General features: G+C 67.7%; 12 protein-coding genes. 8 read left to right on the top strand and 4 right to left on the bottom strand.

Annotated elements, in window-relative coordinates; translation table 11 throughout:
- Nucleotides 1-18 precede the first annotated feature (18 nt).
- The 3 genes from G6N61_RS27075 to G6N61_RS27065 all read left to right on the top strand — a co-directional run bounded on the left by G6N61_RS27075 (nucleotide 19) and on the right by G6N61_RS27065 (nucleotide 4,181).
- Nucleotides 19-2,325, top strand: a complete 2,307-nt coding sequence (locus G6N61_RS27075) for a TPR repeat domain-containing protein (protein ID WP_163923730.1) — start codon at nucleotides 19-21, stop codon at nucleotides 2,323-2,325.
- Between the two features lie 7 nt (nucleotides 2,326-2,332).
- Entirely contained in the window at nucleotides 2,333-3,235 is a 903-nt protein-coding gene (locus G6N61_RS27070; RefSeq protein ID WP_163923728.1) for a hypothetical protein, read from the top strand.
- 79 nt (nucleotides 3,236-3,314) lie between these two features.
- Nucleotides 3,315-4,181, top strand: a complete 867-nt coding sequence (locus G6N61_RS27065; protein WP_163923712.1) for a type VII secretion target — start codon at nucleotides 3,315-3,317, stop codon at nucleotides 4,179-4,181.
- Here the strand turns inward: G6N61_RS27065 and G6N61_RS27060 are convergent, their stop codons facing one another.
- Both G6N61_RS27060 and dapE read right to left on the bottom strand, forming a co-directional pair.
- A complete protein-coding gene (locus G6N61_RS27060; protein WP_163923708.1) occupies nucleotides 4,182-5,798 on the bottom strand; it encodes an ABC-F family ATP-binding cassette domain-containing protein in 1,617 nt (538 codons plus the stop codon).
- A gap of 144 nt (nucleotides 5,799-5,942) precedes the next feature.
- The gene (gene dapE, locus G6N61_RS27055) at nucleotides 5,943-7,010 is read right to left on the bottom strand and encodes a succinyl-diaminopimelate desuccinylase (protein ID WP_163923705.1); all 1,068 of its coding nucleotides are present in this window, start codon (nucleotides 7,008-7,010) and stop codon (nucleotides 5,943-5,945) included.
- A gap of 108 nt (nucleotides 7,011-7,118) precedes the next feature.
- Between dapE and dapD the strand changes: the two genes are divergently transcribed.
- A complete protein-coding gene (gene dapD / locus G6N61_RS27050; RefSeq protein ID WP_163923702.1) occupies nucleotides 7,119-8,063 on the top strand; it encodes a 2,3,4,5-tetrahydropyridine-2,6-dicarboxylate N-succinyltransferase in 945 nt (314 codons plus the stop codon).
- A 421-nt stretch (nucleotides 8,064-8,484) separates the two neighbouring features.
- A complete protein-coding gene (locus G6N61_RS27045) occupies nucleotides 8,485-11,763 on the top strand; it encodes an Ig-like domain-containing protein (RefSeq protein WP_163923699.1) in 3,279 nt (1,092 codons plus the stop codon).
- Here the strand turns inward: G6N61_RS27045 and G6N61_RS27040 are convergent.
- A complete protein-coding gene (locus G6N61_RS27040; protein WP_163923696.1) occupies nucleotides 11,760-12,107 on the bottom strand; it encodes a VOC family protein in 348 nt (115 codons plus the stop codon). The two genes, G6N61_RS27045 and G6N61_RS27040, sit on opposite strands and share 4 nt — an antisense overlap.
- On the bottom strand, nucleotides 12,104-13,513 hold the full coding sequence (locus tag G6N61_RS27035; RefSeq protein WP_163923694.1) for an acyl-CoA synthetase: 1,410 nt from the start codon (nucleotides 13,511-13,513) through the stop codon (nucleotides 12,104-12,106). Before G6N61_RS27035 ends, G6N61_RS27040 begins: the two co-directional genes overlap by 4 nt.
- A gap of 46 nt (nucleotides 13,514-13,559) precedes the next feature.
- On the opposite strand from G6N61_RS27035, the gene G6N61_RS27030 reads away from it, so the two are divergent.
- The 3 genes from G6N61_RS27030 to G6N61_RS27020 are packed head-to-tail and all read left to right on the top strand — an operon-like array spanning nucleotide 13,560 to nucleotide 15,362.
- Nucleotides 13,560-14,114 carry an NUDIX domain-containing protein gene (locus tag G6N61_RS27030; RefSeq protein WP_163923691.1) on the top strand — a complete coding sequence of 185 codons (555 nt, stop codon included), beginning with the start codon at nucleotides 13,560-13,562 and terminating at the stop codon, nucleotides 14,112-14,114.
- On the top strand, nucleotides 14,111-14,911 hold the full coding sequence (locus G6N61_RS27025) for an endo alpha-1,4 polygalactosaminidase (RefSeq protein WP_198339317.1): 801 nt from the start codon (nucleotides 14,111-14,113) through the stop codon (nucleotides 14,909-14,911). The genes G6N61_RS27030 and G6N61_RS27025 overlap by 4 nt, the downstream gene beginning before the upstream one ends.
- A 52-nt stretch (nucleotides 14,912-14,963) precedes the next feature.
- Entirely contained in the window at nucleotides 14,964-15,362 is a 399-nt protein-coding gene (locus G6N61_RS27020) for a YybH family protein (protein WP_163923688.1), read from the top strand.

Below are 15,362 nucleotides of genomic sequence, written 5' to 3'. Positions count from 1 at the left end.
CCCCGGGGGGTGTGTGCGGTGGGTGTGCTCGACGGGTTTGATGCGACGTGGTCGAAGGCCCGTGAGACGTTCGGCGAGGGTGCCCCCGAGACGGGCGAGCGATTCGACCAAAGCAGTCAATTGCGAGCAATGCAGACGACGGTCGAGTCGGCAGCCCCAGGTTCCAAGTGGACCGGCAGCGCCGCGAGCGCTTACGACGCCAAGAACACCAAGCACGGGCAACGGTTCGGCGAGATGGCCGTGCTCGACCAGCGACTGAACGCCAAGATCACCGAATCGGCACAGATCGTCCAGACCGGTCGGCAGAACCTCGACACCGTCCGGCAATGGGTGTACGACGCCGCGGCGACCGTCCCGCAGGGCAAGACGCGCGAACAGATGCTGGTGCCCATCGTGAAGAACGGGCTCGGACAGGTGACGGAAATAGTGGCCAAGTCGAATGCAGATCTCGCGCGCATCGGTGGCGAGATCGGCGACATCAACAAGGGATGGCAAGCGCTCAAGGAGGGCCAGGAGCCGGGCGAGAAGGACGGCGAGGGAGACCCCCAGAAGGTTGACGGTGAAGGCAGCGAGGAACTCCAGCCGGAGGACATGGAGGAGCTAGCACGCAAGACACTCGAAGGAGACCAACAGGCAGCGGCCAAGGTCGATGAAATCCTGCAGGGCATCGATGATCAGCAACTGGGTCCCAACGCCAAGGATCACCCCCTCGATCCCGTGCAGGCGGAACTCGTCGGACAGATGCAGGCGCAGATGTCAGACATGTCTATGGCCGATGTGAATGCGGCGCGCGACCGGCTCGGTGATGAACGGGGCGTGCTCACCAATGCGATGCAGGTGATGAGCAATCCGAATGTCGAGTACCCAAGGCACGACAAGGGCGGCACCCAGGTCGTGCCGTCGACTCCCGGTGGCCCTCTTCCGAACGACGGGGTGCTGCCGGGCGACACCGGGGCGCTGCCTGATGGGGTGCAGCAAGTTCTCAATGAACGAGGTGACTTCAACGGGCCACCGAATCCTTCCGCCGGGTACCCGGGCACGCAGACGGACTACGAGGGAGCAGAACGTCAGCGCGCGGCCGACAACATGAAGAACCTTGCAGACATCGTCGGCGACGGCGACCAACGCTTCCAGCAGGGCACGGCGCTAGACCGCGAAATGATGTCGAACGCGAAGGAATGGCTCGCCGCGCAGGAGTCGCCAGACGGCACGAAGCAGGAGCACTGGGGTGACGAGGTCGTCGAGCGGGTCTTCGACACTGCGGGACGTGACACCGTGGTCAACCACGACATGCTTACGTCCGACAAGGGCTTCCTGCAGGACGTGATGACCCATGAGTGGCAGGACAACGGTGATTCTGCAAGCACGCTGACGGATTGGATCTCGCGCGACGCCTATTCGACGGATGCAGCCGTGAACGAGCGCGCCGGCCAAACCGCAAGCGCGATTGCGGATTACCTCGGCGACCCCGCCAACAAGGACACTTTCATGAATAACACCACCGGGTCACAGCCGAACATGTCTCTCGGACAGATGAATCCGGAGCTAACGCAGAGCCTCGCCAATGCCATGAGTCCGTATGTCGACGAGATGGCGGGTAGGCCGCTCGACACCAGCACAGGATGGACGGCCAAGGACGGCGAAGCCAACCTTGCCTACCCCCATGCTGCCCAGGTCTTGGGCGTATTGGGCACGGACTCCGCAGCCGCAGCGGTTTTGGATGCGCGGGCCGCGTCCGTGCAGGGGGCCTACATCAACGAGTTCGCCGGCTCGGTGGTCGACAGCAACGGACAGTCGTCGAATTCGTCTGCAATGGAGGCAGCTGGCCGATTAAAGGGTATCTGGGACGAAGGTGCCTACATGTCGGTTCGGGACACGGAGTCCGACGCCGCGACGGCGCGCCAAGAAGCCTACGAACGGATGAAGACCAATTACGACGCAGCATTTGGTTTGGCGGGTGGGATCCCGTACGCCGGGCCTGCGCTCGAACTGCAGTCGAAGTTGATGCAAGACGCCATCCTGGGCCCACAGCCCCAAGGCGTTGAGCCCACAAAGACTCCCATCGAGAGTTCACTTGGAATGCGCAGCGTCCTAGCCCAAACCTTCATTGACAACAACATCGGCGATCCCGCGAACATCGCCGCCTTGAGAGCGGAGTTCGACACGGATAAGGACGGGATACTCGATGTACCGTCCGACGACCTGTACGACCCGCAGCGCGATTTGTTCAGCAACTACGTGCAGAATTACTTCAACAACATGGGCGAAACCGTCACAGAACCACTCAACGAGTACGAACGGTCCTACCGTGATGTTCTCTCATAACCGCGGGGTGAGAACCGCAATCATCCTTCTGGCGCTTGCGCAGTTTGTGACTGTCGCATGCGGTGGAACCAAGGACAACGCGCCGCCACCCGAGTCGACTCCCGCATTGCCGCCCGCGGATTTTACGAACTACCCGCCGCAGGCCAACGACTTCCGGTACCACTGGTCTGCGGCTCCCGGCATCGCGCTCGAGACCGGCCCCGCCGTGGTCGTCAGGGCGTACCTCGAATCGATGCGTCTCGCCGCGTTCGCGGGCGGGGACTCTTCTGTCACCTACCCGGGTTTCATGCGTGCGACGCCGGAGAACATAGAACCGGGGACAAGCGAGGACGCCCCCTTTCAAGTCCGGTCCATCCGACCGAAGACACGCGCTCAATACGAAGCCAACGGGCTGAGGTACATCGACCGTCAAGTATTCGGCTACCAGCCGACGCACATCCTGGACCTCGCACCTCTTGGCAATGGCTATCGAGCCACGATTTGCCTAGGGGCCTACTCCGTGTACCGCAGTGACGACGCAGACCACAGCAAGTACTTCTCGACTGCTGCGGACGAGACAACCGGTCAAATGCTTCGCGACGACAGTGACATCCAGTTCTGGCGGGTCGAACTAAGCGAGGAGGATCCTCGTGTCGTCAACCCGCTCGCACCACAGGGCACCCCCCAGGCCGGGCCATTGCCTGCACCTCTGAACGATGTCTTCGGCAGGTGGTTTATCACCGGAAGTTCGCAGGGCTTATGGGGTCGGCCCGGCCGAGGGGAGAACATCGACACCCCAGAACTCCGCCAGCAATGCGAGGCCGCCATGCCCGACGACGCTGCGAACCGGCGCGCCATGGCTACGGGCTTCCACGACGCACCGCCACCACACGGGGATCCGATACCCGGATGGCCCGCAGCATCCGGCTAGGCGGAATTCGCGACCCACACTCCCACTGAACGCCCATAGAATCAGTAGCCAGCGACCACGACAGCACGGGGAGGATCACATGTCGGGCCAGTTCTACCTCGACGACACCGGTCTCTCGCCGCTCTCGGAGATCCACGCTCAGGTGGCCGGCGGGCTGTCGCAGCTGACGGGTGCGGGCGCGCCGCAGGCCGCCGAGGTCGCGCAGTCCTTCGGCAACATCGCGTTCAGCGTCAACAACGCCCTCGACGGAGTGTTGCAGAGCCGCACCGGAACGATCGGCGCGACCAAGAGTTCCAGCGAGACGATCGCCGACCTGCTCAAGCAGGCGCAGGCCTTGTACGTCAAGGGAGACATGGCCAGTGCCGACAAGCTCAAGGCCGCAGCCGAGACCATGGCAAGCCAGGGTGGCGGCGCGCCAGGTGGCGCTCCCGGCGGTGCGGCGGCCGGTGGTGCAGGTGGAGGTGCCGCGCGTGGCGCCGCTGCGGTCCCGGCTCCCGCTGGCGGCGGCGACATGGCCGGTCAGATGGTGAGCCAGATCGGTCAGCAGGTGGGCCAAGCCGCGTCGTCCGTCGGACAGGCCGTCACGGGTCTCGCCCAAGGCCTTTCCCAACTCCCTCAGCAGGTGATGCAGGGCGTGCAGGGCATCGTGCAATCGGCCACCGGCGCCGCTGGCGGCGTGGCCGGCGGTGTGGGTGGCGCCGCGGCCGGCGGTGCCGGACGGTCTGGCGACAAGCCGCCGACCGGCATCGTGCCCGAGAAGGACACGGACGACGACCGCGACGAACGGCGCGAGGACCGCGAAAAGGAGGGCGCCGCAGCGGGAAAGCCGCCCACCGGCGCGGTTCCGGATGCCAAGACGATCGGCGAGGGGGCAGGCCCGGGCCGCCCGCCCGTCGGTGCCGTCCCCGACCAGAAGGCGGAACCGGCTCAGACCCGGCCGCAGTAGTCACCGTCGCGGCGTGAGCCGTCCGTCGGCCAGTTCCAGGCGGCGGTCGATGCCGATTGCGTCGAGGAAGCGTTCGTCGTGGCTGACGACGATCATCGCGCCGCGGTAGGCGTTCAGCGCCGACTCGAGCTGCGCGACGCTGACGAGGTCCAGGTTGTTCGTCGGCTCGTCCAGCAGCAGCAGTTGCGGAGCGGGTTCGGCGTACAGCACGCAAAGCAGCGTGGCCCTCAGCCGCTCACCGCCCGAGAGCGCCGACACCGGCCGGTGGATGCGTCCGCCCCGGAACAAGAACTGCGCCAGCAGGTGCATGCGCCGGGTGTGCCCCAACGTGGGCGCGAACGCGGCCAGACTCTCGGCGACGGTCTGTTCCGGCTGCAACACGTCCAGTCGCTGCGATAGGTAGGCGACTCGACCGTCGGCCCGGTGCACCGCACCCCGCTCGGGTTCGAGATCGCCGTTGATGACGCGCATTAGCGTCGACTTGCCCGCACCGTTCGGTCCGGTCAGCGCGATGCGCTCCGGCCCACGCACGTCGAGGTCGACACCATTGTCGCCGAACACCTTTCGCCCGGACCTGGCGACGTCAACCCCGCGCACGGTGAGCAAGGTTCGGCCCGCTGGGACTTCGGTCTCCGGGAGGTCCAGAGCGAGGGCATCGTCGTCGCGGATCGCCCGCTCGGCGTCGTCGAGGCGCTGCCGGGCGTCGTCGACGCGCTTGGCGTGCACGTCGTCCGCGCGGGCTGCTGACTCCTGTGCGTCCCGCTTGAGCTTGCCCGCAACGATCTTCGGCAGGCCTGCGTCCTTGAGGTTGCGCGCCGCGGTGCCCGAACGGCGCGCTGCGCGTTCGCGGGCCTGTTGCATCTGCCGCTTCTCGCGTTTGAGTAGCTGTTCGGCATTGCGCACGTCCGCCTCTGCCGAGGACTGGGCGGCTTCGATCGCCTCGGCGTAGGCGGTGAAGTTCCCTCCATGGAAATGGATTTCGTTATCGCGGAGTTCGGCGATGCGGTCCATCCGGTCGAGCAGCACCCGGTCATGGCTCACGATGAGCAGGGTGCCACCGAATGCGTCGAGCGCGTCGTACAGTCGCTGCCGCGCCGCGTGATCGAGGTTGTTGGTCGGCTCGTCGAGCAGCAGCACGTCGGGGCGCGCCAACAGCCGGGCGGCCAGCCCCACCGAGATGACCTCGCCGCCACTGAGCGTCGACAGTCCGCGGTCCAGCGCGACGTGCCCGAGTCCGAGACGGGCGAGCTGCGCGCGTGAGCGCTCCTCGACGTCCCAGTCGTCGCCGATCGCGGTGAACACCGACTCCGAGGAGTCTCCGGCGGCCAGCGCGTCGAGCGCGTCGATGGCGGCCTGCACGCCGAGCACCTCCGCGACGGTGAGACGACCCTCGAACGGCAGGGTCTGCGGCAGATAGCCGAGCGTGCCATCGACGGTGATGGTGCCGCCGAGAGGGCGGTGCTCGCCGGCGATGAGGCGTAGCAGCGTGCTCTTGCCTGCGCCGTTGGGCGCGACGAGCCCGGTGCGGCCCTCGGGCACGGTGAACGACAGGCCGGAGAACACCACGGTGTCGTCGGGCCAGGAAAAGGACAGGTTGGATACGACGATGGGAGACAAGTCGGGGGTCTTTCGTGCGGCCCTTGGACAGGGCAGGGATCAGCGACGCATGACGTACTCCGGGATCACCCGGAGATGTCGTCTCCCAGCACGATTGCGGCCCACCTCTGACTCGACGGCGCTTACCCATACAGGGTAGCGATGTCACGCAAGCAAATATTTCCTCAGCATGTCGGTGGCCGCGGTGATCTGCGCGGTGTCGACGTTCTCGTCAGAGCGGTGCGCGAGGTTGGGGTCACCGGGCCCGTAGTTGACGGCCGGGATCCCGAGTGCGGCAAAGCGCGCCACGTCGGTCCATCCGTACTTGGCGCGCACCTGGCCACCGGCGGCCGCCACCAGGGCTGCGGCGGCCGGTTTGGTCAGCCCGGGGAGCGCACCCGCGGCCGAGTCGGTGAGTTCGAGTTCGACGTCGAGTCCGGCGAATACGTCGCGCACGTGACCGACCGCGTCGTCGACGGTGCGGTCGGGAGCGAAGCGGAAGTTGACGGTCAACGACGCTGCATCGGGGATGACGTTGCCTGCGATGCCACCATCGACGCGCACGGCGGACAGTCCCTCGCGGTAGGTGCAGCCGTCGATGTCGACGTTGCGGGCCTCATACGACGACAGCCTAACCATGACGTCGCCGAGTTTGTGAATCGCGTTGTCGCCCAACCACGATCGCGCGGAATGCGCCCGAGTACCCGACGCGCGGACGACGACGCGGATCGTCCCCTGGCAGCCTGCCTCGATGAAGCCGCCAGACGGCTCGCCGAGGATCGCCACGTCGGCCTGCAACCAGTCGGGCAGCTCGCGCTCGATGCGGCCCAGCCCGTTGGCCGAGGACTCGATCTCCTCGCAGTCGTACATGACCAGCGTGATGTCATGAGCGGGCTCGGCGATGGTCGCGGCGAGGTGCAGGAAGACGGCGTCGCCCGACTTCATGTCCGACGTGCCGCACCCGTACAGCAGATCGCCGTCGAGGCGGCTCGGCACGTTGTCGGCGGCAGGGACGGTGTCGGTGTGTCCCGCCAGCAGCACCCGCGAGGGCCGGCCGAGGTTGGTGCGGGCGAGCACGGCGTCGCCGTTGCGGATCACTTCGTAGCCCGGTGCCTGGTCGCGCAGCGCAGCCTCGATCTCGTCGGCGATGCGCTGCTCGTGCCGCGACTCGCTGGGGATGTCCACCAGCGCGGCGGTCAGTGCGATGGGATCGGCACGGAGTTCCAGGGCCACGGGATCCAAAGGTAGTCCGGCGGGCAGAAGCGAAGCGACTGGGGAATGTTTCCCGCGGGCAGGAGCGAAGCGACCGGGGAGTGTCTCACTCCAGTAGCCTCTGACAGCGTGACTAGCGCATCAGGCGTCGGCGTGGCGACCATCGCGGCCGACGGAACGGTTCTCGACACGTGGTTCCCCGCCCCGGAACTGTCCGACGACGAGGTGACGGGCACGTCGGGCCTGTCCGTGGCCGAGGTGCCCGAGGACCTGGCCGCGCTGGCCGGTCGCGACGAGGATCGTGACGTCGACGTCGTGCTCGTGCGCACCGCGATCGCGTCGCTCGACGACAAGCCGGTCGACGCCTACGACGCGTACCTGCGGCTGCACCTGCTCTCGCACCGGCTCGTCGCGCCGCACGGCGCCAACCTCGACGGCATCTTCGGCCTGCTCGCCAACGTCGTGTGGACCAGCCAGGGCCCCTGCTCGGTGGACGGGTTCGAGCTGACCCGCGCCCGGCTGCGCAAGCGCGGCACCGTCGCGGTGTACGGGGTCGACAAGTTCCCGCGCATGGTCGATTACGTGTTGCCCAAGGGCGTTCGGATCGCCGACGCCGATCGCGTCCGGCTCGGCGCACACCTCGCCGAGGGCACGACCGTCATGCACGAGGGCTTCGTGAACTACAACGCAGGAACGCTGGGCACGTCGATGGTGGAGGGTCGCATCTCCGCGGGCGTCGTAGTCGGCAACGGCTCCGACGTCGGCGGCGGCGCGTCGATCATGGGCACGCTGTCGGGCGGCGGCAAGGAAGTCATCAAGGTCGGCCAGCGTTGCCTGCTGGGCGCGAACTCCGGCCTCGGCATCTCGCTCGGCGACGACTGCGTCGTGGAGGCCGGCCTGTACGTGACCGGCGGCACCAAGGTGACGACCGCCGACGGCGAGACGGTCAAGGCCAACGAGCTGTCCGGCGCCAACAACCTGCTGTTCCGGCGCAACTCGTTGTCCGGGGCGGTCGAGGTCGTCAAGCGCGATGGCACCGGCATCACGCTCAACGAGGCCCTGCACGCCAACTGAGTCCGCGCGGGGCCCCTCCTATCGCGTCGAACGTGACGCTGGAGTCGCAGTGGCGTGCCGGGGTGACTCCAGCGTCACGGTCGACGACGCAATCGCCCGCAACGGCTTTACGTTCCATCCCACCAGGCTCCGACGTGCCACATACCGTGCGTTTGCCTAGCCTGGCAAACGGTTTGCCATGCCTGCACAATGTCTCAGTGCGACAAGCTGGGCGGTTGCTTCAATATTCGTACCATTGGCCTCATTTACCTGTTGAGACAGCATGAGGTCGACTCGGCCTTGCCGCCGATGACACGGCAGCCAACGCAAATATGTTGTCGAAGGAAACTTTCTGCGTTTGCCGAGCACACCAATTGTCCTTGCCGTAAGTTCTGCCTCACGCGGGCCACCTGCTCAGACCCGCCCGAGAGGCGGAACCGTCGTGCACGCTGCAGCCAAGAATCGAGCGGTCTCGACGAAGGCCCGCCACCGGGCCTCCGGCGGCCGCCATCGCGCCGACCGTCTGACGGTCGCCTACCCAGCTACCACGCCGGACCCGATGGCCGGCACGTACGCGCGGTACGTGGGCCGAATCGGCGCGCTCGCGGTCGCGCTTGGCATCGGTGCGGCCGTTGCGACGACGAGTGGCGCGGGTCTCGCACGCGCCGACGACGGGACATCCGACTCATCGGAGTCGGCGTCGCAGCCGTCGGCGTCGGACGCGTCGAGTGACGGTGCCCCGACGTCCACCGACCCGACCACCGCCGGTGACGCGCCGTCGTCGACTCCGTCAGAGTCGACGACCACCGACTCCGGGCAGCCCAACGTGCCGGACATGAACTTCAGCAACTCGGGCGGCGCGCACACCGCCGGTGCCGAGCCGGAATCCGACACCGAGGGCGACGAAGTCCTTGAGACCGAGCCGGCCACCGACGCCACCGAGCACTCGGAGCCAGACCCCGACGAGCGTCCGAAGAGCGATTCGAACCACTCCGCACCGACACCGACGACGCCCCACCAGGCCACGGCGCACGAGGCCGCACCCGTCGTCGATCACGACCCGGTACCCGCCATTGCGGAGCCAGCTGACGATACCCATGTCGCACAGCCGGTTTCGGCAACCATCAGCACGCCCGAGCCGGTCGCGGCGACCCAGCCCACTCCCCCCGTTGCCGATAAGCCCCCAGCGGTGGCGACGCTGCTCGCGGCGGCGATCGCCCCCTTCGTGCTACCGGGTCCGGCGACACCCGCCGCGTCGCCGTTGCTGTGGGCAGTGCTGGCGTGGACCCGCAGGGAAGCCGACGAGGCAACCAGCGCGGCGTCGCCCGGGGTGGTCAACGGAGCATGGAACGACCTCTACTCGACACTCGTCGACACCCCGGTCACGGGCAACATTCTCGCGAATGACACTGTGGTGGACGGCGATTCGCTCGTCATCGTGTCACATACCGAACCCACGCACGGTACGGTCCGACTCGACGACAACGGCGACTTCACCTATGCGCCGACCAGTGGATACGTCGGTTCCGACGAGTTCTCCTACACCGTTCGCGACCAGAGCGGGACCACCTATGAGACCTCGGTGAGCATCGCCGTGCTCGCGCCCAATCTGCCGCCGGTTGCCCTCGACGATGCCTACGTCGTGCCATCGAACGGGACCTTGCAGGAGTACGTCACCGCCAACGACGGCGACCCGGAAGACGAGGGGATTACCGTCGTCGACCACACACAGCCAGCGCACGGCACGCTGACCATGAACTCCTCGGGCGTCTTCTCGTACACACCGGCAGCCGGTTTTTCGGGAACGGACTCCTTCGACTACACCATCGTCGATCATCGCCAGCAGAGCGCGACGGCCACCGTCACGATCACGGTCACCAAGGCACCCCCCGTCGCGATCGACGACGTGAGGCAAACTCGACCCAACGTGCCAATCGCGATAGACGTGCTCGCCAACGATTCGGGCGCCGTCACCGACACACTGTCCGCGACCCTGGTCGCCGCTCCCAGTTCGGGCACCGTCGAATTGCTCAACGGCCGCACGTTCGTCTACACACCTGCGACGAACTTCGTTGGCAGCGTGACGTTTACCTACTCCATCACCGCCGCCGACGGCCAGACGGCCGTCGGCACCGTGACGGTGAACGTCGTCAACCAAGCCCCATACGCGATCGACGACGACTACGTCGTTCCGCAAGACTCGACACTGACGGTGACGCCCGACCGCGGACTGCTGGCGAACGACGGCGACCTCGACGGCGACGACATCGGCGTCGTGTCAGTCGGCCCCCCGCAGCACGGGACGGTCACGTTCACCGCGGACGGCGCCTTCGTCTACACCCCCGACGAGGGATACGTCGGGATCGACGAGTTCACGTACACCATCGCCGACGGACCACAGACCCAAGCCACCGGCACCATCACCGTCCAGGTGACCGCGGTAGCACCCTTGGTAGCCACGGACGACGTCTTCACCGGCGATCGCGATCAACCACTTCAGTTCGATCCGACGCTGAACGACTTCAACCCCGAGAACACCATCGCGGTCGTCGGGATCGTCACCAAGCCGGCGTCCGGCTCCGTCGTGGTCGGCGCGGACGGCGTCTTCACCTACACACCGTCCACGGGCTTCGTCGGGACCGACCAGTTCGTCTATCAGATAACGGACGGCACTCGCACCGCCAACGCCACCGTCACCATCACCATCGTCGTCGGCAACCAGGCACCGATTGCGCAGAACGACACCATCACGGTGCCGTGGGGCCAACAGGTCCTCATCGACGTACTCGCCAACGACGTCGATCCCGACGGCGACTACGTGTACGTCTCGGACTACGGCACACCGCGGAACGGAGACACCGGCGGAGCCCGCGGCGGCGCCATCGAATACACGCCCGACGCCGACTTCGTCGGCACCGACTCGTTCACGTACACCATCACCGACAGCGCGGGCAACGTCAGCACCGCGACCGTCACCGTGACGATCCTGCCGCCGAACCAGGCGCCGGTGGCAACCGACGACGCCGAAAGGACTCAGATCAACACACCAGTCACCATCGACGTTCTCGCCAACGACCGAGATCCCGACGGAGACCCACTGACGTTGGAGACATACGGCAGCCCCGACTACGGCACCGTGCGAGTCGAGAACGGCAAGCTCGTCTACACCCCCGCGCCCGGCTGGGTCGGCACGGATTACCTGAACTACGTCATCAGCGATCCGAGCGGCAGGCAAGCCTACGCAAGCGTCGCCATTACCGTGACGGCGCTGCCCGACGACGGCGGCACACCAAGCGAACTCGACAAGCAGTACACCGTCGGGAAGAACAAGACGATCACGGTGTCGGCCTCACTCGGCTTGCTCTCCAACACGCAGTACGCGGAGTACGGGAAGGCACGGCTGTACGTGAAGCCGAGCCACGGCACGGTTCGCATCAACCTGGACGGGTCGTTCACCTACACGCCCAAGCAAGGCTTCGTCGGCGAAGACAGCTTCGAGTTCTCCCTCGACGGCGGGGAATTCGGCGATGGCGCGACAGCCAGGATCGTCGTCACCCCGGACGGCCCGGGAACGGAGGCGAACTACGCGACCACGGTGGCCATGGACTCCGACAGCGCCTACGGAAGCTGCGGCAGCAGTTGGCTTCTCGGCCAGAGCGGGCCGGGCGACCTCTGGCCCACCTGCCTGTTCGTCGAGGGCGGACGTCGCTCGGACCTCTAGTCCTGCGCAGAGAGGATGCAGAACTCGTTGCCCTCGGGATCGGCCAGGACGACCCATGACTCGTCGCCCTGGCCGACGTCCACGTGACGGGCGCCGAGTCCGAGTACCCGGTCCACCTCCGCCTGCTGGTCGTCGGGCGTGAGGTCGAAGTGGATGCGGTTCTTGCCCGTCTTGTCCTCGGGCACCTCGAGGAACAGCCAGTCCGGCGCGCCCTCCGGGGACCGGAGCACGACGTCCCCGTCATCGGTGTCCTCGGCGGGCCAGCCCAGCACCGCCGCCCACCACGACGCGAGCGCTCGCACGTCGCGGGCGTCGATGCACACGTCGCTGAATCGAAGCGTCACGACAACTCCTTCTTGAGCACCTTGCCCATCGCGTTGCGCGGCAGACGATCGACGATGCGCACCTCGCGCGGCCGCTTGTGCACCGACAGTTCTGCCGCGACGAAGTCGATGAGCGCCTGCGGCTCGGCGGCACCGACCACGAACGCCACGATCCGCTGACCGAGGTCGTCGTCGGGCAGCCCCACCACGGCCGCCTCGGTCACGTCGGGATGGCCGAGCAGTACCGTCTCGATCTCGCCGGCACCGATGCGGTACCCGCCGGACTTGATCAGGTCGACCGATTCCCTGCCGACGATGCGGTGCATGCCACCGGCGTCGATCACGGCGACGTCACCGGTGCGGTACCAGCCGTCCGGGGTGAGCACCTCGGCGGTCGCGTCGGGACGGTTCAGGTAGCCGTCGAACAGTGTCGGGCCGGTGAGTTCGAGTCGCCCGATGCTCTCCCCGTCGTGTGGCACCTCGGCACCGTCGTCGTCGACCAGCCGGGTGGACACGCCGGCCAGCGGGGTACCGACCCAGCCCGGGCGGCGCTCGCCGTCGGCGCGCGTGCTCAACGTGATGAGGGCTTCGGTGGCGCCGTACCGCTCGACCGGCGCGTGACCGGTGAGGGCGACCAGGCCGTCGTACACCGGCACGGGGAGTGCGGCGCTACCCGAGACCAGCAGCCGCGCCGACGACAGGGCGCGGGCGGCATCGGGGTCGCCGACGATCCGCGACCACACCGTCGGAACCCCGAAGTACAACGTGCCGTTGGCCTCGGCGTACGCGGCGGGCGTCGGCTTCCCGGTGTGCACGAAGCGGTTGCCGACGCGCAACGAGCCGAGCAGGCCGAGGACGAGGCCGTGGACGTGGAACAGCGGCAGGCCGTGCACCAGGGTGTCGTCGGGCGTCCACTGCCAGGCCTCGGCCAGCGCGTCGACGTCCGCGGCGATGGCCCGTCTGCTGATCACCACGCCCTTGGGCAGACCCGTCGTGCCCGAGGTGTACATCACCATTGCGGGCGCCTCCGGTGGCGGTTCGGCGTACCGGTGCCACGACCGGGCGTGCAACCGGACCGGGATGTGCGGCAATCCCTCCGACTCCGCGGGCAGCTCGCCGAGCCATGCCTGGGCGCCGGAGTCGGCGAGGATGTGGCGGCGCTCGGCGGCCCCGACGTCGGCGGGCACTGGCACGAAGGGGACGCCGGCGATCAGGCATCCCGTGACGGCCAGCACCGTGGTCGCGGTGGGCGTGGCGAGGATGGCGACGCGCTGTGCGGCACCGACCTGGCTGGCGACGCGCTCGGCCACCGAGGTGGCGCCGCCGACGAGGTCGCTGCGGCTCAGCGTGGCGCCTCCGATGCGCACGGCGTCGTCGACGTCGGCCCCTCCGGCGACGGCCGCGGGGTTCAGCGAAGTGAGCAGCACGTGTGCAGGCTACGCCGGATCCGATGCCGGACGAGATACTGATCGGGTGGATCCCATCGAGTGCCTCGCCACGCGCGAGGTCTACCGCAATCCCTGGATGGTCGTGCGCGAGGACGACGTCCGCCGCCCCGACGGCTCCCCCGGCATCTACGGCGTGGTCGACAAGCCGACCTACGCCCTCGTCGTCGCCCGGGACGGAGACCGATTTCGCCTGGTCGAACAGTTTCGCTATCCGATCGGGTTGCGCCGGTGGGAGTTTCCGCAGGGCACCGCGCCGGGTTCGCTCGACGGGAACGAACCGGCCGCCGCGGACCTGGCCGCCGCGGAACTGCGGGAGGAGACCGGCTTGCGGGCCGACTCGATGGTCGTGCTCGGCCAGCTCGACGTCGCTCCGGGGATGAGCAGCCAGCGGGGCTGGGTGTGGCTCGCCACGGGCCTCACCGAAGGCGAGCACGAACGCGAACACGAGGAGCAGGACATGCGCAGCGCCTGGTTCACGACGGCGCAGATCGAGGCGATGATGCTGTCCGGGGAGATCACCGACGCTCAAACCCTCGCCGCGTGGACGCTGCTGCGGCTCGCGGAGCGAGACCGGGCGTGAACCGGCTCTGGCCCGCTGTGGCCGCGATCGCGGTGCTGGCGGGCTGCGCCAGCGCGACGGCCGATGCCGTGCGGCTGCCGCCGGAGACCGGGGCGTTCGACTACCAGCTCGGTGGCGCGTCCGACGTGCCGGGCTTGGCGGTGGTCGCGCGCGACGCCTCGCAGCGCCCCCAGCCGGATGCCTACGGCATCTGCTACGTCAACGGGTTTCAGACCCAGCCCGGCGACGGTGACGAGTGGCTGGCGCGACATGGCGACGCGGTGCTGCGGGACGCCTCCGGGTCACCGGTCGTCGACCCCGACTGGCCCGACGAGTACGTCCTGGACCCGTCGACACCGCAGCAGCGTGCGGCGATCCTCGACGTGCTGGGCCCGGTGGTGGAGGGTTGCGCCGCTTCGGGTTTCGACGCGGTCGAGATCGACAACCTGGACACGTTCACCCGGTTCGGTGGGGTCGACCGGTCCGGCGCGTTCGACCTCGCTCGCGCGTACGTCGCGCTGGCCCATCGGAACGGCCTGGCGATCGGCCAGAAGAACGCCGCCGAGTGGGCAGGCGCCGGGCGCCGGGAACTCGGCTTCGACTTCGCCGTCGTCGAGGAGTGCGCGGCGTACGACGAATGCGCCGCCTATGCCGACGCCTACGGCCCGCACGTCCTGCAGATCGAGTACGCCGACAACCTGCCCGAGTCGTTCGACGCCGTGTGCGATGCGCCGGACCGCGCCCCGCTGACCATCCTGCGGGACCGCGATCTGGTGCCTGCGGGCGCCGCGGGACACGTGTACGCGCAGTGCTCCTAGCGATGACTTCGGGCGGCCGCGGTGGTCTGCATGGGAGACGAGAGGAGCAGACATGAGCGCCGAGGCCGAAGTTCGCGCCGTGGTCACCGGCTGGGTCGACGCCGTCGCCCGGCGCGACCTCGACGGTGTCGTCGCGCACCACACCGAGGACGTCGTGATGTTCGACGTGCCGCCGCCGTATGGCGGCATCCGGGGCATCGCCGACTACCGCGACTGCTGGGGACCGTTCTTCGAGTGGCAGGCCACCGGGAACGGCACGTTCGAGTTGGTCGAACTCACGGTGACGGCGGGCTCCGACGTCGCCTTCGCCTACGGCCTGCTGCGGTGCGGTACTCCCGAGGACTTCGAGAGGAATCCCGACAACCGGTTACGGGTGACCATGGGGTTGCGACGGGTGGATGGCGAGTGGCTGATCGCGCACGAACACCACTCGTTCCCGATGCTGAGTTGA

The organism is Mycolicibacterium arabiense (genome assembly GCF_010731815.2).
In the GTDB taxonomy this organism is placed as follows: Bacteria; Actinomycetota; Actinomycetes; order Mycobacteriales; family Mycobacteriaceae; genus Mycobacterium; species Mycobacterium arabiense.
The sequence above is the reverse complement of the archived record's forward strand: the minus strand, read 5'-3'. Positions and strand labels throughout refer to the sequence as shown.

Excerpts from the sequence above, each read along its gene's own strand:
- G6N61_RS27065 (WP_163923712.1), top strand. The coding sequence starts at position 3,315 with ATGTCGGGCCAGTTCTACCTCGACGACACCGGTCTCTCGCCGCTCTCG.
- G6N61_RS27020 (WP_163923688.1), top strand. The coding sequence starts at position 14,964 with ATGAGCGCCGAGGCCGAAGTTCGCGCCGTGGTCACCGGCTGGGTCGAC.